A 25,815-nucleotide genomic window follows, 5' to 3' on the forward strand; every position below is an offset into this window, starting at 1 on the left:
TTTTTACCCGTTGGAAAAGAAGTCGAAAGTTACAGAAATTTTACTTAAAGCCTTTAAGGTACTTTTAAGGCTTACTCTTTTATTGATTTTTGGGGTTGTTTTGATTGCTGGCTTGTTACAAATCCCCTCCATCCAAACCAAAGTCAGTAAATTGCTTACGGATTATATCAGCAACAATACGGGCTTTCGAACAAGCATTTCCAAGGTCCAAATCAGGTGGTGGGATGCCGTAAGCTTGAAAGATGTAACCATTTATGACCAGAAGGATAGTCTGATGGCAAATCTGGAGGAGGTATTCATTGATTTCTCGATTGCCGGAATCTTCGACAAAAATAATCCTTCCATAGACCAAATCAAACTCGAAAGAGGGAGCATCAGGCTATTGACCCATCCAGAAGAAAGTAGGATAAACATCTCGGAATTTCTGGTCCGGATCAATTCCCTTTTTGGGTCTGCCGAAAGAGACCCAAATCGGAAATCGGTGAAATTCAGTATTGGCAATATCTATCTCGAAAATGCCTCTTTGGATATCATCAATTATTCTGCAACACCCGTCACGGAGGGTTTTGATTTCAATCAATTGAATTTCAGAAACTTGATTGCGGATGCTGACGAATTTGAAACGGAAGCGGGAGTAATTTTCATAAAATTAAACTATCTCAGAGGTGAGGAATCAAACTCGGGAATGTTTTTCCAGCAGTTAAAAACAGATTTTACCCTTGCCCCCACCTATATGGAATTTGCCAATCTTTATCTCCGGTCCAATAAAACGGAGATAAAAGATTATCTCAAGTTCAGTTATGAATCCATTGCTTCCTTGTCCAATTTCACTCAGGAAGTCGAGATATTGACCCATTTGGATGAGTCTGCACTGGACATCAAAGATCTCAAATATTTCTCCAACCAAATCCCGGATTTTGAAGACCGCATTTTCTTGAGCGGCGAAATAAAAGGAACAGTTGATGATCTTTCCTCAGATGAGTTGCTTATCCGATTCGGAAAGAAAAGTGCACTTTTCGGGAAGTTCATCATCGATGGATTGCCAAACATAGACAGCACATTTTTCCAAATGTCCCTTCTCAATTCTGTTTTGAGCAGCGAAGACCTTGCACCCTACATCAGCGAAGAGGCCATTCGGGAAATTGATAAATTCCGAGACATCCGATTTGACACGGATTTCAACGGCTACCTCAATAATTTTATGGCCAATGGGAATTTCAGAACAAGCATCGGGACTATTATCGGCAGATTGAATTACAAATTGGTCAGGAATCAGCCCAGCTATAACGGTAGGGTGGAATTGAAAAATCTGGATCTGGGAATTCTCATGGAAGATCCCGAAACCTTCCAAAAAGTGTCCATGACAGGCTTGGTCAAGGGAACCGGACTTTCCCTGGAAACCTTCATGATCCAAGTAGACGCAAATATCAAAAGTGCGGGGATTAATCAGTATGATTTCAAAAACATTACCACAAATGCTACCTTTGGAAAGGATTTGTTTAAAGGCAGAATGAAGGTCAACGACCCCAATCTAAAAGCTGAAATCGATGGGGTTTTGGATTTGAGGGAAGGAAAGGATTCTATCAGAATGATGACCAGGATCGACACCGCATTTCTTAGGGAAATCAACCTGATGGACAAGGAAGGTTTTGTCAGTGGAAACATCGAGCTGGACACAAAGGGTCTGACGCTTGACAATATCGAAGGAATTGCGAGGTTCAGCGACATCCTGCTAAGCTATGAGGGCAAGAATCTCAATATTGATAATTTTTTCTTCCAGTCACTTTTCACGGATGAATCCAGGTTGATTTCTCTCAATTCCGATTTACTGGTGGCCGGTATCTCCGGAAATTTTAAAGTGAAGGAACTTGCAGCAGATGTTGAAAGATTGGGCAGACAGTACATCGCCATCCTTACCAATACGACAGAAGACCCCACATTGCTTTCCAACGCTGGTGGATCAGATCCCTATCAAATTGACATCAACCTCAATTTTATTGACATCAATCCCATCATCAACCTTTTTGAGCCGAGTACCACCATTTCAAAAAACACGATTATCGAAGGCGCTTTTTACAACAATGAGGAAAACATCATTTTCAATCTTTTCACAGGTATAGATTCCATCTACTACAACGGGAATTATCTTTTTGACACAAACCTCGATTTCAATACCTCAAAAATGAGCTTGAACAATGAAGTCTTGGCTTCCTTCTATATTTTTTCAAAAAAACAAATCCTGAAATCGGGACTGACTTTTAACAATTTGGCCATGGAAGCCATTTGGGACGAATCCAAAATAGATTTGAGCATCAATCAGGATCAATTTGCATCCAACAGCTATATCAAGCTAAAAAGTGAAATCGAATTGTTCCGAGACCACACTTCGATCGTCATGCTGCCTTCGGAATTGAAAATATTGGAGAAGACTTGGAGTTTTGAAGGTGATAACCAAATTTACCTGACAGACGGTTTGGTCCAATTTGAAAACATCAAGCTTTTCAACGAAGATCAGTTTGTCGCTATCAACGGAAAAATCACCGCCGACCCCGAAGACATTCTTTCCTTGGACATCCATGAACTCAAAATGGATTTTCTAAACACCCTCAGTTTGCAGGAGTATGAAGGTACCGCAAATGGCCTTTTTGCCTTTAATAATTTTTATGAAAAAATAGGGGTAAATGGGAATCTAAACATTGATAATCTATTGATCAATAATTTTCTCATCGGAGATATAGAAGCGGGGACGTATTTGGAAGAAGACCTCATCAATCTGGAATTGAGCAATTTAAGGGATGGAATAAAGATAATTGAGATCAATGGCTCACTGGGAAGAAAAGACGAAGAACTTGCCTTGAAAGCAAAATTGAATAATGCCAACCTTTCTGTTCTGGAGCCTTTTCTTTCCACATACCTTACCCAAATGGGAGGCACTGTAAGTGGGGAATTTGCGGTGGAAGGCTCATTGAATGCACCCGTGGTGTTGGGTACTGGAAGGTTGACAGGCGGAACTACTCGGATCAATTATCTCAATACATTCTATACCATAGACGGAAACATCGTTTTTTCACCAAATGAAATTAGCTTTAAAGAGTTGATTTTGAAGGATATCAATGGAAACCGGAATAGAATGAGAGGAGGAATCGTTCATGATGGATTCAAAAATTTCATTCTGGACATCTCTTCCAATCTGGAAAACTTCCAAGTGTTGAATACCAGTAGCAAAGACAATGAGCTCTTTTACGGGACAGCTTTTGTAACTGGAACCTTGGATATATTCGGCGCGGCAAACAACCTGGATCTAAATGCCAGAACCACCACCAATCCAAATACGCGCATTTACATTCCTTTGGGATCTAGTTCGGTTCAAGCCCAAGAGGATTATATCAATATCATCAATATTCGTGATACGACAAGGACCATTTCCTTTGAGGAATCTGTACAAAAACTCGCCATCAACAATGTGAGAATGAATTTCAATTTGGATGTCACCCCAGATGCCTACACGGAAATCCAAATAGATCCCAGAACAGGTGAAAACATTCAGGGAAGGGGTCGTGGGCTATTGAACCTCAATATTGACACCCAAGGCAATTTTTCCATGTCGGGGAATTACGAGATCACAGAAGCCAAATACAATTTCTCTCTCTACAACATTATCAAGAGAGAATTTATCGTGCAGCCTGGTGGAAGGATTTCCTGGTTTGGGGATCCTTATGAAGGCGTGATGGATCTCAAAGCCATCTACCAAGAAAGTGTTTCTCTCCAGAACCTGCAAGCTGGCGCCACAGGCTCGCAGCTGGAAGACCCACAAATGAGACGAAGATGGCCCGTGAAAGTCATCATGGACTTGAAGGGGAAAATCCTTTCACCCGATATTGCTTTTGACTTTGATTTTTCCGGATTTCCAGAGGGAAACATCCAAACATACATCTCTGCCTTCAGAAATCGCATCGCAAATGATGAGCAGGAAAAAAACAGACAGGTATTTTCCGTGATCATGATGCGCTCCTTTTCACCAGAGGGCCAGTTCAGTGGTGTCAGTAGCTTGGCCACTTCCAACCTAAGCCAGCTGTTGTCTTCCCAGCTCAATAATTTTATCGCGCAGGTGGATCAAAACCTGGAAGTGGATATCGATTTGGCCACATTGGACCAAAGCGCTCTGGAAACTTTTCAGCTGCGAGTTGCCTATACATTTCTGGAGGGGCGGCTTCGGGTGATGCGGGATGGTGGATTCACGGATTTACAAGGCAATGCAGACCTGAACAGCATCGCTGGAGATTGGCAAGCTGAATACCTCTTGACCGAAGATGGCAGGTACAGATTGCGGATTTACAACAGAAATAACTTCAATACTTTCACCTCACTCTCCCTATCGAGAAATGTGGCCACCTATGGCATGTCGATTTCTCAAAACCTTTCCTTTAGTTCTTTCAGGGAGCTATTTGAAAAAATACGGAACAGGGACAAGGACAAACTCCGCATCAATGACACGGATGATTTTTTAAGGTACCAAGATGGAAATCAGTTGAACTGGACGCCGATTCCGCTCAAGGAACTGAACAAACGCGTCAATGTATTGGACCGTCCGATGGATTCCCAAAATGAATTTATCAGAAAAGAAGAACAGGATTGAAACAATTCCAGATTTCAATCATTACAATAGGTATAATTTAAGCGCAAGAAATGGAAAAAATCAACATCTTCTGGTTTAGAAGAGACCTCAGATTGGAGGACAATACGGGATTGTACTATGCCTATACCCAAGAAAAAAACGTGCTTCCTCTTTTCATTTTTGACAAAAACATCCTGGACAAACTCGAAGACAAAAAGGATGCTCGTGTAGAATTCATTCACAATCAAGTCACCAAGATCAGTAGGGAACTGGAAGCTTTTGACAGTTCCATTTTGGTAAAATATGGGAAACCGGAAGAAATTTTCCGAGCCCTATTGGAAGAATATGAAATTCAATCAGTCTATACCAATAGAGATTATGAGCCCTATGCCAAGGAAAGAGACTCGCAAATAGAAGAAATACTGAATGTGAAGGAAATTCCGTTTTTGGATTTCAAGGATCAGGTAATCTTCGAAAAAGATGAGATCCAAAATGGTTCGGGAGGTTTTTACAAGGTTTTCACCCCATACAGCAGGGTTTGGAAAAGCAAATTCCAAGCTGCCAAAATCAAAACGGTCAGTCTTGATAAGGAAAAAAACACTTTCTTTCCCACTCCCCCGCTCCACATAATTGGCCTAGAAGAAATGGGTTTTGAAAAGACGGACATTAACATCCCTGATTTGGAAATCGACAAACCCTTGATTCAGAAATATGATGAAATCAGAAATTTTCCAGCCATCAGAGGGACGAGCAGATTGGGGATCCATTTGAGGTTTGGCACCATCAGTGTACGGAAATTGGCTTTGGAAGCCACCCAACTCAATGAAACGTTCCTCAATGAATTGATTTGGCGGGAATTTTACATGATGATCCTGTCTCACAATCCAGCGGTGGTGGATAAAGCCTTCAAACCACAATACGATACAATCCCTTGGAGGAACGATGAAGAAGACTTCCAAAAGTGGTGCAACGGAAAAACAGGATATCCTATCGTAGATGCCGGAATGCGCGAACTAAATACCACCGGTTTTATGCACAATAGGGTTCGAATGATCGTGGCAAGCTTTCTGACGAAGCACTTGCTGATAGACTGGAGATGGGGAGAAGCCTATTTTGCACAGAAGTTGTTGGATTTTGAATTATCTTCGAACAATGGGGGTTGGCAATGGGCGGCAGGAACGGGGACAGATGCCCAGCCCTACTTCAGGGTCTTCAATCCCGAATCCCAGACGGAGAAATTCGACAAAGAAAAAAAATACATCAAAAAATGGATTCCCGAGTTCGGGACATCCCAATATCCAAAGCCAATGGTGGACCATAAATTCGCCAGGGAAAGGGCTTTGGAAACATACAAAAAAGCATTGAATTCATGAATATAGGAGACAAAGTACGTTTATTGCATGGCAATGAAGAAGGAGTGATCACCAAGATTTCTTCCGGTGGAAGGATAGAAATTGAGATCGAGGACGGCTTCAGGATCCCAGCCATGAGAAATGAGGTCGTCGTCGTCTCTGCTTCCGAAAAACAATACTTTGGCGAAGGAAAAAGCACAGAAACCCCAATACTTACCGGAAGTCAAAAAACCTTTGCTGACAAAAACGAAGGATTATTTTTATGTTATCTCCCCATCAATGACAAAGACCACAGCATCTATTTGGTAAATACCAGCAAAAGAGACTATTTGGTGATGATATCGGAAGTATTCGGGGAAAATTGCAAGACACTTTTAGCTGGGGATTTGAAAGCCAAAAGCACCAAGAAGGTTTCCGAAAAATCCATTGTCGATTTTGAGGATTGGCCGGATCTGCTTGCCCAGTTTTTTCCGATCCATCCAAGAACCGAAAAAACACAACCCTCTTTCGAGCGGAAAATGAAATTCAAAGCCTCGGCCTTTTTCAAGAGCAAAGGTAGGGCACCTATTTTGGACAAAAACGGGTATGTGTTCTCCATGAGCGACCAGGTGAAGGACATTGACATTAAAAAACTCAATGAAGAATTACAAGCCGACTCCAACAGTTCTGTCCCTCCACAAGTCTACCAAAGGCCCGCCAAGGAAATCGACCTTCATATCGAAGCCTTGACTCCCGATCATAGCAAAATGAGTAACGGGGAAATGGTCCGACTTCAAATGGAAACTTTCGAAAAAAACCTGAACTATGCCATCGCTTCAGGAATGGATGAAATTTCCTTTATCCATGGCATCGGAAATGGGGTATTGAGAAAAGAAATCCACAAGTATCTAAGCCAACTGGAAAATATTAAGTACTTTCAGGATACACAAAAAAGCCGTTTTGGATACGGCGCTACCTTGGTCAGAATCTCATAAGTCATGCAAGGCAAAGTCTCCCCTATTTTCCGTCTCTTCCATCAACAATTTGAGGAGGCAAAGCAGAACCACGCTGCCTTAGGCAAACAATTCAGAAGTAAAAAGGCCATTGAGTTGGAACAGAAATTTATCTTTCTGGAAATTTATCTGAATCTCTTGTCAAGAATCCATTTCAATGAGGACAAACTTAAATTCCAGGTGTTTTCCCCATTCAAAGGGATCTTTAAAAATCTCAAAAAGGTAAAACATCTAAAATCGGTATTGAACCAATTGATTGAGGTGAGGTCTAAGGGAAACATCACCTACAACTCCTACGAAAAACATCTTGCGGAACAAAAAAAGGAGCTTTTTACCGAAGGGTTTGACCTTGTCGTCAGTTCTCCGCTTCATATTTGGGAGGATCTATATCAGGAAGTTTACCAGTGGAGCAAAGGCTTGAAACCCTTGATGATCAATACAGCCATCACTCAAATCATCAATGAAGAGCTGGAATTTTTCCACCTAGACAACAAGTCCAAACTCGACAGTAAAGCCCTAAAAGACATTTATGAAGGCTTACGGGTGATTATCGCACTGGAAAATCTAAGGATTGAATCCGGTTTCAACACCATCTTTGTCACTGATGTACACACACAAATGCAGGAACTCCAGCATTCCCTGCATCAATGGTATCAAAATCATCTCTTCATCCAGCACCTTTCATTTTTTCTGAGAGAAAAAGAAAACATCCCGAAAAAATACATCGATTTACTGGCTTCCTTAAAGTCCAACAAAAAAAAGTTTACAGCCAAGGTGGAAGATCAATGCAAGCACCTTTTTGATCGGATATTGGCATAATCCTTTTGCTTGTAAGGCTGGTGAAAAATTCGCTACATTCTAAATCAGAATTTAGGGTGTCTACATGGGTTGTACCTTATAAAAATGCTGGTTTCCTCAAACACTTAAAAACAAAAAACCAGGGCTCAAATCTATTGAGCTCTGGTTTTTTAAGAATTTTTAGAATTGCGTATTTTTGATTCTCTTGAATCCGAAACATGCATTTGGTCACCTGATGGGGTTGAAACCCCATGGAAATCAGACTGTTTGGAAAACAAGGCGTATTACCGATCTGGTGAAGTCAAAAATTGTAAACAAAGACTGATTACTCGTTATTTTCTGACTAGAATAGAATTGGCAATGCATAAGACGGCTTGAATCAAGAACCTAAATCAATTCCAATGCCGCAGCAATGTCTTTTTTGAGATCGTCAACATCTTCGATGCCTACGCTCAAACGGATCAAGGAGTCCACCAAACCCACTTTTTCCCTTTCTTCTTTTGGAATACTTGCATGCGTCATGGAAGCGGGATGGCCACAAAGGGACTCCACACCACCAAGAGACTCTGCCAAGGCAAAATAATGGAGATTTTCCAGAATTGTGATGGCGTCTTCTATTTTGTTGCCTATCAGCGTGAATGAGATCATTCCCCCAAAATCCCGCATTTGCTTTTTGGCGATGTGGTGGTTGGGATGGTCTTCGAAACCTGGCCAATAGACCTTTTCAACTTTTGGATGATTTTTAAGATAAGCCGCGATGGTTTTCCCATTTTGGCAATGTCTTTCCATTCTGATGTGCAAGGTTTTGATTCCCCTCAATACTAAGAAGCAATCCTGAGGCCCTGGAGTCGCACCGCAGGCATTCTGAATAAATGCCAATTGCTCGGCTAGTTTGTCATCATTGACCACGATGGCACCCATCACTACGTCAGAGTGTCCTCCAAGATATTTGGTCACGGAGTGCATGACCAAGTCTGCGCCCATATCGAGTGGGTTTTGCAGGAAAGGTGTTGCAAATGTATTGTCCACACCGAAAAGAATGCCATGCTTCTTTGCCAAATCTCCCACTGCCTGAATGTCAATGATATTCATCATGGGGTTGGTGGGCGTTTCGGCCCAGATCAATTTTGTGTTGGCATTGATGTGCGCGGCGATGTTTTCAGGATTGTCCATGGACACAAAATGAAATTTGATCCCGTATCTTTCAAATACCTTGGTAAAAATCCGGTAGCTTCCACCATACAAATCATTGGTACTGATGACTTCATCACCTGGATTGAGCAATTTGATGATGGCATCTATTGCTCCCAAACCAGAGGAAAAACAAAGTCCGTGTTTTCCATTTTCCAAAGCTGCCAAATTGTTTTGCAAGGCTGTCCGGGTAGGATTGTGGGTTCTGGAATATTCATATCCCTTATGGCCACCGGGGGTGGTTTGCACATAAGTAGAGGTTTGGTATATCGGGGTCATAATGGCTCCCGTGGTAGGATCGGGTTCGACCCCTGCATGTATTGCTTTTGTTCCGAATTTCATATCTGGATTTAAAATGTTAAGATTGACCTTTTTATTTCAGCGAAAATTGTATGTTGAGACTTATTTAAGGTCATCATGTAGGGTGTTGATTCTTGAACAATAAATACACCAAAGAAATCCATATTTGGGTGAAATATCACAAATTACTTTAGAGCCTTACCGGTGAATTGGTTTTATTTGCAGCACCATTCGCCAAATATGAAAAAAAACCAAGGCATTTTCAAGGGATTGCAAAAGATCGGAAAGAATAATCCCCTAATGGTATTTGCCTTTATTTGGGTGGCCATTGTCCCTTCTTTGGGCAGTATCTTATTGGTCCCTTTTTTCATCACAAACACCACTTTTTTTCAGCAACTGGATTTTTCATCTCCCGAGACTTGGTTTTTGTATTTGATCCCCTGTGCCATCCTTATGGCTTTTGCGTTTATGCCGACGACACTCTTGGCCGGGCTCACTGGTTTCATATTGGGTTGGAAAGCCCTTTTGTTGCTTATCCTTTCTTATACCTTGGCCACACTTTTTGGTTATGGTTTGGGTAAAAAAATGGACAAAAACAGTTTGGATATCCTGTTGGGGGAATATCCTCGGGCCAAAGCCTTGGTGGAAAACAAAAAGGGGAAAATGGGGGAATTGATTTTCTTCGTTAGGCTGAGTCCTATCATCCCTTTTGCATTTTCCAATCTGTTGTTTGCCCTGTTGGATACTGGCTGGAAGCGTGTGGTGCTATTTGGTTTTATTGGCATGCTTCCCCGCACTTTATTGGCATTTGGCTCTGGAGTATTGGCAGATTCCATCTACACTGCCATCCGCCAGGGAGGAAATGCCTTCAACTGGGCACTGATCATTGGCTTGATCCTTTTAAGTTTGTGGGGGATTGCCCGGTTTTTCAAAAGCAAATGATCGCTATCTAAGCAAATACATTTTCCCATAACCTTGTTTGAAACCCTTATCTCCTGCCGTAGCCCTTGGCTCCATAAATTGACCATCCTTGCGGACCAAGACCCGATAGATATAAACGCCATTGGCCAACTGGTCTCCAAATTCATCCTTCCCATCCCAGGCATATTCACTGATATTGTTTCCAATCCTGACCATGCCCAGTTCATCCTGAAGGATCTCTCGGATCACCCTGCCGGTCACAGTCATGATTTGGATTTTGATCTGATCAGGGACTTCTGAACCCGTCACGGTAAAAACAAACCTCACGCTCGTGCTGAATGGATTGGGATAAGGATAAAAATTAGTGATCGTCGCTTCATTGATAACCTCAAAATTGATTTCATAAGGCTTGTCCACACCCAAATCGGCAGTGACGACTCTAAAAGTATACATTCCATCTTCCAAAGGTCCGGGATGGAGTTCCACCTCAAAACTGTTGTTTTCCGTGGCCGGAGACCAAGATATTTTGGGATTGGAAAAATTCATCCTTTCAAATTGACAATTCTCACAGATCCTTTTCAGATATAATTCCATCCCTACGGTATCCCTTTTCAGGACTAAGGTATTTTCATTTTTCAAAAGGGCATGGATCAAAACGGTTGGGGAGACAATGTCGCCATCCATGATATACACGCCATCAAAATTCACATCTAGAATCGCCGTGCTGTTGTCCGGAGTGACCACAAAAAACGCCCCAAGATCAATGAAATTATTCCTGAAAGTTTGTTCCATAAATATCCGTGGATTGGCAAAAACCTCAACCTTTACCAATCCAGCTCTTCCAATGGAGTTGAAATCAATGCTGAATGCATGACTCCCTCCAGATTTGATCGCGGGGATTTTTTTGGAAAACTTCTCGATTTTCCTTTGGGTAGTGTTGTTGAATTCCCATTCGACGGTGATTGAGTCCTGAAAATCAAATTTGGAAATATTGATAAACTCAAAATTCAAAATTGCTTCCTGTCCTTCCTGAAGCTGTATTTCTTTTTCCTTGTTTTTCAAGACGAGAACACCTTCTGGCACCCCTGTGTAATTCACCTGCCACTTGTCGAGCAGTGCCGGCGCGGTGGACAAAGTGTCTTCCATAGAATATCTCAAGCGCAGAAAAGGGTAAAGTTCGGTGCTGATCATCGTCAAATCCAATTGACTTTCCTGAATATTGGATAACAAGACCTGTTCTTCTCCATTTCCCCGAACACCCAACACATCAAAATAGGCAAATTCCTCATTGAACCAATCCCTGTTTTTGACATTGTTGAAAAAGCTCTTCCATTCAGAAGATGGACCGATTCTAGGGGTAAGGATACTTCCCGAGGTGAAATACCCGTTCATTTCGGTGGAGAATTCAATCACCTGCTCATTGGTTTCCAATGCTATGTTTTGCTTCGAAACGATCTCCATGGCTTCTCCGGGTTTCATTCCCTTTTTCCCAAAAAGAACGTATGGGTCACCGGTTTTAAGGTTTCTTAAAGTTGCCTCATTTGCCCCAACTTCTTTCAGTTTTTCGAAGGCTGCGTCCGGCCAATCACTGAAGTTGACATTTCCTACCGAGAAAATCACCACAAAATCCCCCGTCTTCAATCCATTGACATAGTCAAGCAACATCGTCTGTCCCGGTCCCGTGATGTTGGCATTCCGCACACTTTGGATGACTTGTGGGACTCTCCCGCAACTCCTACCGTCTAGTATATCAAAACCTGGAACGGAGATCACCAAGTAGGGAGTCAGCGATTTTTGGTCAAATGCCACCAATCCCAAAGAACCATTGGGACAAAGTCGACTGTTGGCGTTGTTTACATTGTCAAGGATGTAAGGAACTTCGTTGAGGAAAAACTGTGTATTCCTGAAAGTCAAACTGTCCGCTTGGGTTCCAAAGGTAAAAACCCCAATATTGAGTTTGGTGTCCTTGTATTTCCACTCCCGCTTCACTGGATCGATTTCTAAATTATCGAGTTGGTTTGTTTCCAACTCCGGTTTTTCTCTTTGGATCCAGCCCTCAGGGCCATTTTTGATATACGTAAAACTCGAAACCGTCCAATCCTGGCTTTCCTCGGCCTTCGGCTCAAGGAATCTGGATCGCCAATAAAAGGTCACCGAATCCTTTTCGGCCACATTTTGGAAGAGATTCACTTTCCATCTGGCCAAGTTGGCAGTTGTCAACCTGTTTTCCCTCCTCCTTGAGGAACTAAAATCAGCATCTGTATCAATCTGTAATATCAGATTTCTCTCCTCCACAGATTTTCCGGGAATCTGACTGAATAACTCTATTTCCTTTTCATTGACAATCCCAAATGACGTGGGCAATAAATTGATGGTGCCGCTAAGGGGAATAAAACGGGTGATTGTGATCACATTATTCACATATGTCATTTCTTCAACTGCTCGGGACCGGTTGATTTCAATCGTAAATATGTTTTCTCCAAAAGCAGCGAGTCCCCTGTTCGGCACTACGAATTCAATGGTATCCTTCCGTAAAACCGGACCGATCAACTTGGGATCAAATTGAATACTTGTTCCATCTGGCAATCTCCTGTTGATCCTGAAATCCACCGAGTCCATATCCGCACGCCCAAGATTTCTGACTACAAACGTGAGTCTAAGTGAATCCGACAGTGCATTGAATGCTTCCCCTGCATAACTTCCCAAAGTCACTTCATCGTCTTTCAGCGAATAGTCGGCTTTGTTGGCAGGAAATAGCCTCACCGCAGGATCCCCCAACATGACCAATTGTTCAGTATGGCCTCGATTGAGAGGAGAAGTTCCATAGCGTAGGAAAAACAATTTTTCCGCCTCTTTCTTCACCATTCCAATCGGTTGATAAATCATAGAAGAGTCAGAAAATGCCTTGGCATATATGGATTCGCTGTATCGTCTTAAATAAACGTCTACACCCACGTTTGCATGTGCCAAGAAATTGGTGGCTCCTTTGGAAGGTGTCAGTACCCAATCCTCACCAAATGTATAGGCATTTCCAAAGGCATTCCCGGCATCGCATCCATTGAGCAACAACATTGGATATTTCCCACGATTGTTGTAGCCCATTGTGGGGTCGGAAGCAAAGCCTATTTCCAAATCTATGATCGAAGGTGCACCGTGACCGAAAAAAGTAATGAGACTTGTCCCCCTGTTCACATCACCGGAAATATCTATCAATTCGATGGTGGAATTGGAACGCTTTCTATAAGTGGTCACATTTGCCCCCATGAAAGGTGCCTCGGCGATGGTTTTGAATCCATTCAGGAAATTGAAATACCGTGTCAACTCAAATGCAGAGACCCCTCCACTCAGGTGGACAATTTCTTTTTGCCAAGGTTCGGTAGCTCCCAATGCATCTTTTTCCTTCACCTTTTCCAGATAGCTGGCTACTTGATCCGGGGTTCTGGCGGGGATTCGTCCAAGGGGAATAGCCGCTACAAACGGATTTTCGGGATCCAAGCCTATCGAAAAATTATTATCCGAATAGGGATACCCTGCCGGCGGAATCAAATCTTGAAACGAGAATATGGAGGGTTTTTTCCTATAAAAATAATTCACCGCCCCTTCCCTAGCCGTAGAAAACATGCCCATGGATCTTCCCATCAATAACAAGTATTCAGGCTTGTGAACTGGATAATATTTCCTTAAAAATTCATAGATGGCCAAGGGAGATTTCTCCCCAAATGTAAACTGATCATAGAGCTCATCAATATTAACCACGAGGGTGTCATAGCCTCCACCTTCCGATGAGGCACGGTGAGCGGCATAAGCAATCACGGGATCCGAATAGGATGCTGTTGGCCTCCTCAAAGATTTATGTGCCAAAATGATGAAATCTGCGGGTTGGCGCAATACATTTCTAAACATCACTTTTCGCATGACATTGATTTCGGTCACATTGAGTCGGTTTTCAACCCATATTTTGCTCATTTGGGTTGGCATTCCTGCTCTAAATTTCAATTTATCTGCCTCTTTTATCAAAGGAATGACTTTTGGATCAAGAGGGTTTGAAATTTCAAAGGCAGCATAATTGGCCAAAACCCCATCAACCTCCATCACTTGATCACCAGGACCGAGGATAAAAGTTTCTTGTTTAAAATCCCCACTTGTGACTTTTTTGGGATACGTGATCCTAAAATACGCCATTCCAACATTGTCGGTTGGACCGGGACCCATTGACGCAACCTGTAAAGTCAAACTCCCATCGGAATTGAAGTCATTGGAGGTAAAGGAGAATTCAGTGTTGATGGCTTCAAAATTTTTGAACTCCAAGCGTCCCAATTCGCGGAGGCTTCCTGAGTTCTGACCGACACTCACCACGGTTAGGTGGGGATTTGCGGAGAACCCCGTAATCCCAATTTCCAGTTTTGCATTTCCTGATTGGGCAATATTTCCCAAGTCGCCTAAAATAATATTTCTCGGAGCACCCTTCACAATCGGAGTACTCATCCAACCCTGCCCCTCCTCGAATTCAGCCAATCTGGTTCCTGGACTGTAACTCCAGCTCAAATTATATTGATCGGAAAAGACCCTCAGATATTCCGTTTGGTAAGATTCTGGAGTTGGGAGATTGAGAACCGGATTGGCACCATTGGCCATCCTTTTCCCTAAAACACCCGGTGTAATGGTCAAGAAAAAAGCGGTGGAATCATTGTGTGTATTGTAGAGCACATTTCCAACATAAGAGGGATTGCTGTACAATTTGGCATCCAAGGTCCCATCATTCCTTTTCCCAAAAAATTCAATAAAATCTCCCATATCAAATCGACCATCTTGCTCACCGGAAATCGCTACAGATATTTCTTCTCCCCTATGGTACACCCTTACATTTCGGGGATCAAAAGTATTGGGATCAATCCCTGAGGCAGACAATGTGGTGAAGGAAATTCTATGGATCCCATCATGGGCCGTTGGGATTTTATAATAGGCTTGGTCAAAATTGATCCAGCTTTCTTGTGCGAAGCCAAAGCAAGTAGATATGAAATAAAATAAGACAAGGGTAAATTTTTTATTCATATCCTTTATATCAATCGTTCCAACCCTTATTCAGCCTAAACCTAGGGTCATGTTCGTTCAAACTCACCTTAACACTGACCACGTGTGAATAAGGCGTTTGGGAAACACCTCCAATATCAGTCAAAGCATAATCTATTTGAAATTTTTCGTTTAGAAAAAGGCCCAAACCAAAACTGGGTTTCCATGACATATAATAAGATGCATCAAAATCCTTGATCTTTTGCACATTGCTTCCCCCTGCCCGGACAAAGACCATTTTTTTAAAGCCCGCTTCCAGACCAATTTTTGGATCGATGCTCATGATTTCAGACCTGATGATCGTATTCCTTTTTCCATCGAAAGTGAAATCCAAATCCAAAACCCCTTGTAAAGTGAATTCGTCATTGATGTCAAAGTCGCGGGTCAAGCTGAAAATCGCGCGGGGCAAGGTGAGTTCTATGGAATTGAGGGGGACTTCATTGTTGGTTTTGGAATAGACTTCCCGAACCATGTCGGCATTGTGAGACCAAGCGTTGAAGGTGGTGGTCACATCCCGGAGCATGATGCCAACCCTCCACTGGTCCAAGAGAATGATTCCTCCCAAATCCAAGCCAAAACCCCAGGCATGTGCAAACTTGCCCACATTTCGGTGAATGACTTTGGTGTTCATGCCGACTTTGAATTTGTCGCTTACATCCCGGGCATAGGAAAGTATGAGCGCATAATCCGCGGCATTGAAGAACTGGATATTGTTATAATTCAAGGCGCCATTCGCATCGTATAAAAATCGGGTGTCCGGAATGTCATCCACCCCAAATCGAATCAGGGAAATCGCGATCTGATTGTCCTCTTGGATATTGGTACTGAATCCGGCATAGTCAAATTTGGCGATGCCCGCAAAGTACTCGGCGTGCATTAAGGAGAATTCGTTTTGATGCTTGATTCCCAATAGGCCTGCTGGATTCCAGTAGGCAGCGGTAACATCCCGAACGGAGGAAACCTGTGCACCTCCCATTGCCAAGGCTCGTGCTCCAATGCCGATGTTCATAAATTCATTGGAATACTTGGGCACAATACTTTGGGCTTGGGAAGACCCAAACCAAAAAACCATCCATAAACCGAGTAAAAGTTTTGAAATTTTCAATTAAATCAGGTTAATCACCTGTGCAAAGTAAAAATAAAAACGAATCAAATTGCGTAAAGCACAAAAAATAAACGCTGTTCAATTGGCTGAAAAGTGTTCGGTTTTGAACAAAGGATTGTTCACTAAAACCACAACGGAAAGTGATTTTATCAAAACTGTATCTTGTCCTTAAAAATATTCCATTCGTAGGGTTTTGGGCAAAAAGTGCTTAAAATTAAAAATAACAAAGAAAATCAATCCTCGTGCTCTTTTTTTAGGCGAATATGACACAAGGAAACTGGTATTACAGGGTACCTGATTTAACTTTGGTATAGTTTTTCTTTCCTTATCAGAAAATGGAGGGAAAAATACGGCTGAAATCACCTTGGATTTTCCTCGAAAAAAAATTTAAATCCAAATCTTATGAATGCTTCAAACACCCAGATACAAATGCGGAAAGGCCTCTTGGAATTCTGCATTTTGCATATCATTTCCAGAGGGGAAGCCTATGCATCCGACATGATCGAAGAACTGACAGCGGCAAAGATGATCGTAGCGGAAGGAACCTTGTATCCTTTACTCAACAGGTTGAAAAACGCATCCTTGGTCGCTTACAAATGGGTGGAGTCCGAATCCGGTCCACCTAGGAAATATTACACCATTACCGAAGAGGGGCTTGGTTTTTTAAACACCCTGACTGAGACATGGGCTTCTTTGGTCGCCTCTACCCAATTAATCACTTCAAAGCGATAAGTCATGAAAAAGACAATAAGTATAAATATCAGTGGGATCCTTTTCCATATCGAAGAGGATGGATATGCCACCCTAAAAAAGTATCTGGAGGCAATCAACAGACATTTTTCCCATTATAAGGACAACCAAGAAATCATATCGGATATCGAAAACCGGATCGCCGAAATATTTCTGAGCAATCTCAAAAACAACAAACAGGTGATCACCGCTGAAAATGTGGCCAACTTGATGGAGAAAATGGGGACAATTGCCGATTTCAAGGCAATGGAGGAAGACATGCCAGAAACTGTGTTTGGGAAAGAAAAAGAGGAGAATGATTTCTACAAATACATCACCCCTCCGAATCTGGAAGGAAAAGGCTACAAAAAATTGACCCGGTTGGAAAACCGTAAAATCCTAGGTGGAGTATGTGCTGGTTTGGCGCATTATCTGGCAGTGGACCCTCTTTGGACACGGTTGGTGGCCATTCTTCTCCTTTTCAGTGGCAGCTTGCGCTTCGGCAGTTTTGGGATCAATACCTTTCCTTGGAACTTCAATTTCTCTATTGGTGGATTTGCCTTGATCGCATACATCGTGCTTTGGGTCATTTTGCCGGTGTCGTATGAAGACCCCGAAGACAAAAACATCAAAAAACTTTACCGAAATCCAGATGATAGGACTTTGGGAGGTGTCGCCAGTGGATTGGCAGCCTACTTCAATGTGGAAGTCATTTGGGTTCGTTTGATCTTTATTGGATTGATCTTCGCGGGTGGTGCAGGTTTGGTGATTTACCTGATCCTTTGGATCATTACCCCTGCTGCAAAATCCATAACCGAAAGAATCCAGATGAAAGGTGGAGCCATCACCTTGGACAATATCGAAACGACCATCAAGGAAAACCTGAATCCAATTCCCAAAAGGGAAGAAAGTCAAGGTAGAAAAATTCTTTTGGCGCCATTTCGCTTCTTAGGAAAAGTAATCAATGCACTGGGTGAGGCTTTGGGTCCCTTGGGAAAATTCCTCATCTCCATCATCCGGGTAATCTTTGGATTGATCATCTTCTTTATAGGAACGGCATTGACTCTTGCTCCCTTGGCATTGTTGGGTGTTTATTTCGAGGTTATTCCACAGAATTATTCAGGTTCAGGTTGGACCAATGATTTCCCCATGACTTGGATCACCGAGATCATGCCTGTTTGGTTGGCACTCGCCATTGCAGTGGCCATCTTGATTCCAGGGATCATCATCCTTCTCCTCGGCATCAGTGTATTGGTGAAAAAGAGCATCATTGATGGCAGGTTTGGCTTGGTGGCCTTGGGAATCTGGTTGTTGAGTTTGGGGATTTGTGCTTTTCAAGTTCCAAGAATGATCACACAGTTCAAAACCGAGGCTACACAATCGGTGGAAAATCCCATTGATGTTTCAGACAAAACATTGATCCTGAAATCGGTGGATACCAGAGATGACAGTGGTTTTTTTGAGGCGGTAAGCCTCAAACTCCAAGGCACGGACAACGAAAAACCAATTCTGATCCAGAAATTGAAATCGAGGGGAAAAAGCTACCAGGATGCCTTGAAAAATGCTGAAGCTATCAAATACAATTATACCATGATGGACTCGGTTTTGACCTTCGAGAGAGGAATTGACTTGAACCAAATGGATAAATTCAGAGGTCAAAAGATTGATTTGGTCTTGGAAATACCCTACGAAAAACCCTTTGTATTGGACAAATCGATTCTATCCATCATCAAAGGAACCATCCACAGCAACGGATATAAAATCCGAGATGTCAATTCCCGCAACCATTGGGTATTCAATGAAATGGGGTTGCTTTGCCTGACTTGTAGCAATGACACCAAGGTTTCAAAAATCGACAGTCTCTCCCGGGCAAAATTTGAGGATGCCTACTTTATGAATCGCTAGGACCAACATTTCATTTTGCAATTCAATCCTATTGGAGACCAGAGACCAATAAAAAACGGAAATAACAAGTCTACAACGCTATGAATAAAATTTATCGATTATCTGTCCTCATCCTTTTTATTGGTTTTATGGGGTCATCCTGTAAAAACAAACCTGCTGATCCAACGGTGACCTATGAGGTCACGACCAATAATAATAATTTTGACATTTATTATTTGGATGGAACTGGGAAAGAAATCCACGAAACAATCACCGAAAATTACTGGACCATATCCTTTATCGGTAAGAAGAACGACCCTGTTTCCCTGTCAGTAAAGGCTAATGATCTAAATGATCACATCGCTGCAAAAATAATTTATGACGGAAAACCAATTAAAGAAGTAACCACTTATGGCCAAAAGAGTGGAGAGAAAATTTCAGCTGAAATCTCAACAAAACTTCCCTATTGATACAGTTGGCATCAGTCTATTAAAAAACAAATTCAGAACTAACACCTTTCCCAACCGCGGAATTTGACTGAGATTATCCAGCCAAATTCCGCGGTTATTTTTTAAAAAAAACCTTTCAAACTATCTGAATCCTTGTATTTTTACTAAACTTAAACCCAGAATTTATGAAGATTCAGATAAAATTTTTAGGGGGAGCCAAATCCGTAACCGGCTCCAGGTATTTATTGGAAGTCGATCATACTAAAATCCTGGTGGATTGCGGTCTATTCCAAGGGCTTAAAGCGTTGAGATTGAGAAATTGGGAAAGTTTCCCAATTTCTCCCTCCAAGATTGACATGGTGATTTTGACACACGCCCATATCGATCACAGCGGTTATTTACCCAAATTGGTCAAGGAAGGCTTCAATGGCCCGATATACTGTACTTATCCCACGCTGGATCTTGTCCAGATCTTATTGGCTGATTCCGCAAAACTGCAGGAAGAAGAAGCCGCTTATGCCCAAAAGAAAGGGTATTCCAGACACGAAAAACCGGAACCCTTGTATACCGTAGAAGATGCCAAAAAGGTCTTTCCAATGTTGGTTGGGGTGGAAATGGAAACGGAAACAGTGATCAATGAAAACATCAAATTCACCTATTACAATGCCGGCCATATCCTCGGGGCAGCCATCCTAAAAATAAAAGTGAAAGGGGAGCAACAGGAAAAGAAAATCGTCTTTTCCGGGGATTTGGGAAGGTACCACGACCCTCTACTCAATCCACCTTCTAGACTTCCTTTCGCCGATGTGCTCCTGATGGAGTCCACTTATGGAAACCGCATACCGGAAAAACGCTATCCAGAAGAGGAACTTGGAAGAGCGATCAGGGAAACTTACGCAAAAGGAGGGATTTCCTTGATCCCTGCTTTTGCTGTGGGCAGAACCCAACTGATCCTCTATCACCTCCACAGGCTTCAGCAAAAGGGTAAAATCCCGAATATCCCGATTTATGTCGACAGCCCGATGGCCATTGATGTCACCAAATTGTACAAGCATTATGGCCACTATCACCGGCTTGGGCCTCTTTTTGAAGAGGAGGGCAGTAACCCCTTCTCCTTTAAGAATCTTCATTATTACCAAAGCCAGGAAGCTTCCATGTCACTCAATCACATCCGTGGAGACGCTATCATCATTTCTGCCAGCGGGATGGCTACTGGAGGAAGGGTCTTGCACCACTTGTACCACCGATTGCCAAATGAGCAGGACAGTGTCATATTCGTAGGCTATCAGGCTGAGGGAACCCGAGGCCGCAAACTTCTTGACGGAGATGAAACCGCCAGAATGTACGGTATTGATGTTCCTGTCAAAGCTTCGGTCTATTATATCGAAGGTTTGTCTGCACATGCGGATCAGGACGAACTGATGGAATGGGCAGAGGGTTTTACCAGCAAGCCGAAAATCACCTTTCTTATCCACGGAGAAATTGCGGCCTCCGAATCAATGGCCAAAAAAATCAATGAAGAGTTGGAATGGCAAACAGTTGTTCCCAATTACTTGGAATCGTTCGTGCTGTTTGATGGGATTTAAGGAGGTCAAACAAGGAAACTGCGAATGATTCCCCAAGGCAAAAGCCCTCAAAATCATGATTTTGAGGGCTTTTGCTTTTTTTTGTAACTATTGGAAATAAAATTGATCTCAGAAATCTAAAAAATGTCAGAACTGTTACAGCGACTGGAAAATACTGTTTTTGGTGTTTCAGTTATTGGAAAACACTCATCCAAGGTTTAACCCTTGTATGCATTAACATTTCTACTTGAGCCAAAAATCACTTACGAATCAGTCATTTGTTCACTGTTTTTGTCTTCACCATATCGGTTAGCCGACTTATTCTCCAAATAGTCTGATTTTCTTGCAGTTTCCATCCCGATGGGAAACGGAATGTATATTTCGGGTTTTAGCGAGAAAATTCAAATTTACTTTATAATCCCGTCATACTATTTTTTCAAAACACAAACTTCCTGCTATCCCCTCGTATTGACCATAGTTGGGAATCAATGAGAAACCGCTCTTTTTGTACAGACCAATGGCCTCGGTCTGCCTGATTCCTGTTTCCAAAATACATCTTTTATAAGAAAGTTCTTTGGCCCAAATCTCCAATTCTGATAATATGGATGAAGCGATTCCCTTTCCCCTACTCTCCTTGTCCACAAACATGCGCTTGATTTCCATCGTGTCCGAATCGAATTCTTTGATCGCACCACAACCCACCGACTCCCCATTTTCATAGACCAAAACGACATACCTGATCTTGTCTATTTTATTGAACTGATTGTAGAAACCATGGTCGGCACCATCCGTAATGGCCAATCCAGCATCAAGCTTTTTGACGAGTGCAATGAAATCGGGATTTTGGGAATCTGTCCTGATGGTACGTTCCATTTTTGAATAAGTTGATTGGAGAATATCCCGAAATAAACACAAATTCAGCAAACACCAAATGGAAATCACAATTGATTTCAAGCCAAAAACCCCATATATCAGTGGGAAAATTCAAGACAGTTGTATCTTTATAAATCAAAAAACAGAAAAATTTAACCTTTTTTCACCAATCCATGCAACCTATTTTCCATTTTATGTATCTCCCTATTTGAAAGTCATTCCGCATGTTTACCAAGAAAACCTTTAACACCGAATCGGACCTCATCAAAAACTGCCTCAAGGGTGAAAGAAATGCCCAGCGGTTTCTTTATGATTCCTATGCGGGGAAGTTTTTGGGGATTTGCCTTCGGTATGTCAAGGATCGGGACTTGGCGGAAGATGTGATGATAGAAGGCTTCATGAAGATCTTTGAAAAACTGCCCCAATACCAATCTTTAGGAAGTTTTGAAGGCTGGATGAAAAGGATCATGGTCACACAATCCCTCTTGGTCCTGAGGAACAACAAAAGTTTAAGTATGGAGGTAAATATGGAAAGCCATCTTGAAAATGCAGAACAGACCTACGAAATCAATGCACTTGAAACAGCCGATCTGATGGAGTTGGTCCATGAGCTTCCCGTAGGATACCGAACGGTATTTAACCTGTATGGTATAGAAGGATACAGCCATGCCGAGATCGGAGAACTGCTGGGAATTTCAGAAAGCACTTCTAAATCCCAACTCAATCGGGCAAGGAACATATTGAAAAAGAAAATAGCCGATCAACAATTAAAAGAAAGGAGAATCAATGGCTAACGAAAAAAACAAGCTTGACACCCAATTCAGGGAAAAACTCATCAACCACCAAGAAAAGCCTTCGGCACTCGCTTGGGAAAGGTTGGAAAACCAATTGTCAAAATCTGAACAAAAAAACGGATTCCCATTTTGGAAAATAGCAGCCTCCCTTCTCTTGTTGATGGGCATGGGGTATTTCATTTGGCTTGCGGTTGATTCGACAAATCCATCTACACCCGAATTGGCAGCTGGCGAACAAGAGAATGTACAAGACTCCGAGACACTTCCAATGGATGATCCAAGTCTATTGATACAGGAAAAGCTTCCTAGCACTGAGGAGACATCTTTTGATGTGAAAGAAGAGTCAAAACAAATCCAAAAACAAAACTCGCCTCCACAAAAGAAATCCATTACACCCAGGAAGGAAGAAAATCAAGCCAGTTTGATCGCGGGGGTCAGAAAACCGGAGGAAAGTCTGGAAATGAAGGGTACAGAGATTCCCGAAATCGAAATCCCCATCATGGATATTGCGGGAGAACCGGAGAGAGAAACACTGGCTATGAATGAAGCGCCTTTGGGAAACGAAGATGCCTACCGTGTGAAGATCATTTCCAACGGTTTTTTGGCAGAAGCTGAAAAGCCTGGATTAATCGAAGAAATCGAGACAAAAATAGAAAAGATCGGCGGATTGCTGAACAAAGTGGATCAAGGTTTTGCAGACCTGCAGGATGCAAAAAACAATCTCTTTGCCTCCATCGCCACAAAAAAAGAAAAAAACAATTAACCTTAAGTATAGAACTGACATGAAAAGATACTTGCTCTTGTTTTGCTTGTTTGCCACAGTACAAATGGCTTTTGGCAACACGAATGAACCCTATGTGGCTGAAAAAGACAGCATCATCGTCGAATTCGGAAAGTCTGGAAAAATCATCCTGATCGTGGACAACAAGGAGGATTTTGAAAGATTGAAAAAAATGAATATCAACCAGATTGTCCAGGAACTGGATCTCAAACTCAATGAAGAAACCGGAGAACTGACAGTAGTCGAAATCAAAAACAAATCCGGTAGCAAAGAAATCGTGAGGGTACGGGAAGACGGTATGGAAACAGAGGTGTATGTCGGCGGAATCAAAGTCATCGTAGACGAATCCAGCGGAAACACCAAGGTACGGGTAGAAACCGGCAACAAGAAAAAGACGGACCCTTCCTTCCGCTCCTATTTCAATGTGGATCTGGGCATCAACAATTACCTGGATTCAGACGGTCAATTCCCCACCTCAGATCAACCTTATGCCGTCAAGGGCTGGGGCAGCTGGAACTTGGGCCTTAATTGGATGGCCTCACAAAAAATAAGCAAAGGGTTCTATTGGGATTTTGGAATGGGCGTACAGTGGTACAATTTCAAATTCGAAAATAGAGATTTCCAAGCCATTAAGGGCGACAATGAAATTGACTTCTTGGAAAGAACGGATGTGAATGGTTTCAAGAGTAAAATCTCCGCTTCCTATCTAACCGCCCAGACCTTACTCAAACTGGATTTTGGAAAAATGAACGACAATGGGAAGAGAGGATTGAGATTGGCAGCAGGTCCATATGTTGGCTACAGATTGGGCGGAACCAGCAAATTTGCCTATCGGGAACTAGACGGATCTGGGCGAAAAACAGAAAAACAATCCACAGGTATTTACCTCAACAACCTGAGATATGGGCTTAGAGGAGAAATCGGAGTCGGTAGTTTTACCTTCTTTTCCACCTACGACCTCAATACATTCTTCCAAAATGGAAAGGGTCCCGAATTGAATCCCATCAGTTTTGGAATTGTGTTTTAAAAGTAAAATTCTTGCTTTTCCGTATTCCAAAAGTTTTTACACGCTATGATGACCATTGGCTTGAGTCATTGAATTTTCTCCACAAGACAAAAAAGAAACCCTATGAAACAACACATAAAATCCTCCTTCATTGTCCTGCTGATGGTCATTTTATCAGCTTCCAATGAATTTGCGGCCCAAGCTCAGGTCTTGGTAGATGTCAAGAAGACCTTTTCCGGAATTGAAAGAATCGAAGTTTCCGGTGGTTCACTTGAGGTGGAATATATTGGTTCTTCTGCTGGATCAGAAATATTGGTCAATGCTTTCTTGGAATCAAACAATCCCAGCCAAGATATCATATTTGTGACTTTGGGTGATGTTCTCAAAATCTCCTACCAGCAAACTGGGAATTCTCGATCTATGGGAAATATCCGAACCAAGGGCCACATCAAGATTTCAGGACCCGAAGCGATGGTCTTGAATTTCCAGAACGGATCAGGGAAAATCAAGGTTGAAAACATCAACTCCCCGCAGACCAACTTGACTGTCGGTTCTGGCATGATCCAAGCGTCAAAGATAAGGGGGGATCTTCAAGCCAAATCTGGCTCAGGTTCAATCAAATTGAATTCCATCACTGGAGATGTAAAGTGCACTTTGGGATCAGGCTCTGCGGATATCAATGAAGTAAAAGGGGACTTGCATTATTCTTCAGGCAGTGGCAGGATAACTGCCAAGAATATCGAAGGCTTGACAGCTATCTCCCTGACTTCAGGAAGCGCAAGTTTGGTGAACATCGGAGAATTGGGAGAACTTAAAATTTCTTCGGGGTCAATCAGGGCAGAAAATGCAGGCTTGGGTTCAAAAACCCATCTTTCTGGATCTTCTGGATCTTTTCGTATCCAAACCCCTTCAAATCTTAAAGACTTTAATTATTCCTTAAAAGCAAGTTCGGGTTCATTGAGAGTTGGGACTATCAGAACAGGTAGGAACCTCGACATCAACAATCAATCGAAGGATTTCATCAAAGGAACCATAAGTTCTGGCTCAATCTCAATTGATAATTAAACCCGAATTCTAAGACATTGGAAAAGTAACGTTAATGCGCTAACTTTTGGTTGCAGCATGAAAGCCTATGCATCGAATGGTGATTTTATCCCTTCCCGAATTCTGGTAGAAATGTTCAACCCCAATCTTTAAGGTCAGGGTTTTTGAAACGTTAATTGGTGACCATGTTTTGTTATGGATCCCGTATGGAATAATCAAATCAAATATACATTTCTCTTGCTGCTTTTAATCAAAACCAAAAATAAGATGAAGCAGAAAAAGTTTGAAAGTATGGCTGTTGTCAATCCTTTTGCCGCTGGAATTGATGTAGGCTCTAAAAGCCATT

The 25,815-nt window shown here is 42.2% G+C and carries 17 protein-coding genes; 13 read left to right on the top strand and 4 right to left on the bottom strand.

The features are described 5' to 3' along the window. Positions 1-10: 10 nt before the first annotated feature. From F824_RS0107810 to F824_RS0107825, 4 genes are read left to right on the top strand one after another with little or no spacing between them, the layout of a single operon-like run. On the top strand, positions 11-4,636 hold the full coding sequence (locus F824_RS0107810; protein ID WP_026333568.1) for a translocation/assembly module TamB domain-containing protein: 4,626 nt from the start codon (positions 11-13) through the stop codon (positions 4,634-4,636). A gap of 50 nt (positions 4,637-4,686) precedes the next feature. Continuing rightward, on the top strand, positions 4,687-5,988 hold the full coding sequence (locus F824_RS0107815) for a cryptochrome/photolyase family protein (protein ID WP_019597319.1): 1,302 nt from the start codon (positions 4,687-4,689) through the stop codon (positions 5,986-5,988). Next, positions 5,985-6,941, top strand: coding sequence for a Smr/MutS family protein (locus F824_RS0107820; protein WP_019597320.1), 957 nt, complete (start codon positions 5,985-5,987; stop codon positions 6,939-6,941). Before F824_RS0107815 ends, F824_RS0107820 begins: the two co-directional genes overlap by 4 nt. Positions 6,942-6,944: 3 nt before the next feature. Then, a complete protein-coding gene (locus F824_RS0107825; RefSeq protein ID WP_019597321.1) occupies positions 6,945-7,778 on the top strand; it encodes a hypothetical protein in 834 nt (277 codons plus the stop codon). A gap of 366 nt (positions 7,779-8,144) precedes the next feature. Here F824_RS0107825 and F824_RS0107835 read toward each other — a convergent pair whose 3' ends face one another. Next, positions 8,145-9,290, bottom strand: coding sequence for a cystathionine gamma-synthase (locus F824_RS0107835; RefSeq protein WP_019597323.1), 1,146 nt, complete (start codon positions 9,288-9,290; stop codon positions 8,145-8,147). Positions 9,291-9,488: 198 nt separating this feature from the next. Here F824_RS0107835 and F824_RS0107840 point away from each other — a divergent pair, with 198 nt between their 5' ends. Beyond that, a complete protein-coding gene (locus F824_RS0107840; RefSeq protein ID WP_019597324.1) occupies positions 9,489-10,190 on the top strand; it encodes a VTT domain-containing protein in 702 nt (233 codons plus the stop codon). A gap of 3 nt (positions 10,191-10,193) precedes the next feature. Here the strand turns inward: F824_RS0107840 and porU2 are convergent, their stop codons facing one another. After that, positions 10,194-15,221: a putative type IX secretion system sortase PorU2 gene (porU2, locus tag F824_RS0107845; RefSeq protein WP_019597325.1), complete on the bottom strand. Its 5,028-nt coding sequence runs from the start codon at positions 15,219-15,221 to the stop codon at positions 10,194-10,196. A gap of 10 nt (positions 15,222-15,231) precedes the next feature. Next, positions 15,232-16,311, bottom strand: a complete 1,080-nt coding sequence (locus F824_RS0107850; protein WP_019597326.1) for a putative type IX sorting system protein PorV2 — start codon at positions 16,309-16,311, stop codon at positions 15,232-15,234. Between the two features lie 435 nt (positions 16,312-16,746). On the opposite strand from F824_RS0107850, the gene F824_RS0107855 reads away from it, so the two are divergent. The 4 genes from F824_RS0107855 (at position 16,747) to F824_RS0107870 (ending at position 20,992) form a co-directional block, all read left to right on the top strand. Further along, the gene (locus tag F824_RS0107855) at positions 16,747-17,076 is read left to right on the top strand and encodes a PadR family transcriptional regulator (protein WP_019597327.1); all 330 of its coding nucleotides are present in this window, start codon (positions 16,747-16,749) and stop codon (positions 17,074-17,076) included. A gap of 3 nt (positions 17,077-17,079) precedes the next feature. After that, on the top strand, positions 17,080-18,978 hold the full coding sequence (locus tag F824_RS0107860) for a PspC domain-containing protein (RefSeq protein WP_019597328.1): 1,899 nt from the start codon (positions 17,080-17,082) through the stop codon (positions 18,976-18,978). Positions 18,979-19,058: 80 nt separating this feature from the next. After that, complete coding sequence (locus tag F824_RS0107865) at positions 19,059-19,427, top strand: hypothetical protein (RefSeq protein WP_139189663.1); 369 nt, start codon at positions 19,059-19,061, stop codon at positions 19,425-19,427. A 164-nt stretch (positions 19,428-19,591) separates the two neighbouring features. After that, positions 19,592-20,992, top strand: a complete 1,401-nt coding sequence (locus tag F824_RS0107870) for an MBL fold metallo-hydrolase RNA specificity domain-containing protein (protein WP_019597330.1) — start codon at positions 19,592-19,594, stop codon at positions 20,990-20,992. A 402-nt stretch (positions 20,993-21,394) separates the two neighbouring features. Here the strand turns inward: F824_RS0107870 and F824_RS0107875 are convergent, their stop codons facing one another. Beyond that, positions 21,395-21,844 carry a GNAT family N-acetyltransferase gene (locus F824_RS0107875; protein WP_019597331.1) on the bottom strand — a complete coding sequence of 150 codons (450 nt, stop codon included), beginning with the start codon at positions 21,842-21,844 and terminating at the stop codon, positions 21,395-21,397. 224 nt (positions 21,845-22,068) lie between these two features. Between F824_RS0107875 and F824_RS0107885 the strand changes: the two genes are divergently transcribed. From F824_RS0107885 to F824_RS0107900, 4 genes are all read left to right on the top strand, one after another. Then, entirely contained in the window at positions 22,069-22,638 is a 570-nt protein-coding gene (locus F824_RS0107885) for an RNA polymerase sigma factor (RefSeq protein WP_019597333.1), read from the top strand. Then, the gene (locus tag F824_RS0107890; protein ID WP_019597334.1) at positions 22,631-23,401 is read left to right on the top strand and encodes a hypothetical protein; all 771 of its coding nucleotides are present in this window, start codon (positions 22,631-22,633) and stop codon (positions 23,399-23,401) included. The genes F824_RS0107885 and F824_RS0107890 overlap by 8 nt, the downstream gene beginning before the upstream one ends. A gap of 19 nt (positions 23,402-23,420) precedes the next feature. Further along, positions 23,421-24,446 carry a hypothetical protein gene (locus tag F824_RS0107895; RefSeq protein WP_026333570.1) on the top strand — a complete coding sequence of 342 codons (1,026 nt, stop codon included), beginning with the start codon at positions 23,421-23,423 and terminating at the stop codon, positions 24,444-24,446. A gap of 102 nt (positions 24,447-24,548) precedes the next feature. Then, positions 24,549-25,490 (top strand): DUF4097 family beta strand repeat-containing protein, encoded by a 942-nt coding sequence (locus F824_RS0107900; RefSeq protein ID WP_019597336.1) that lies wholly within the window; start codon positions 24,549-24,551, stop codon positions 25,488-25,490. Positions 25,491-25,815 lie beyond the last annotated feature (325 nt).

Origin of the sequence: Rhodonellum psychrophilum GCM71 = DSM 17998, assembly GCF_000381545.1 — a bacterium.
GTDB classification, from domain to species: Bacteria; Bacteroidota; Bacteroidia; order Cytophagales; family Cyclobacteriaceae; genus Rhodonellum; species Rhodonellum psychrophilum.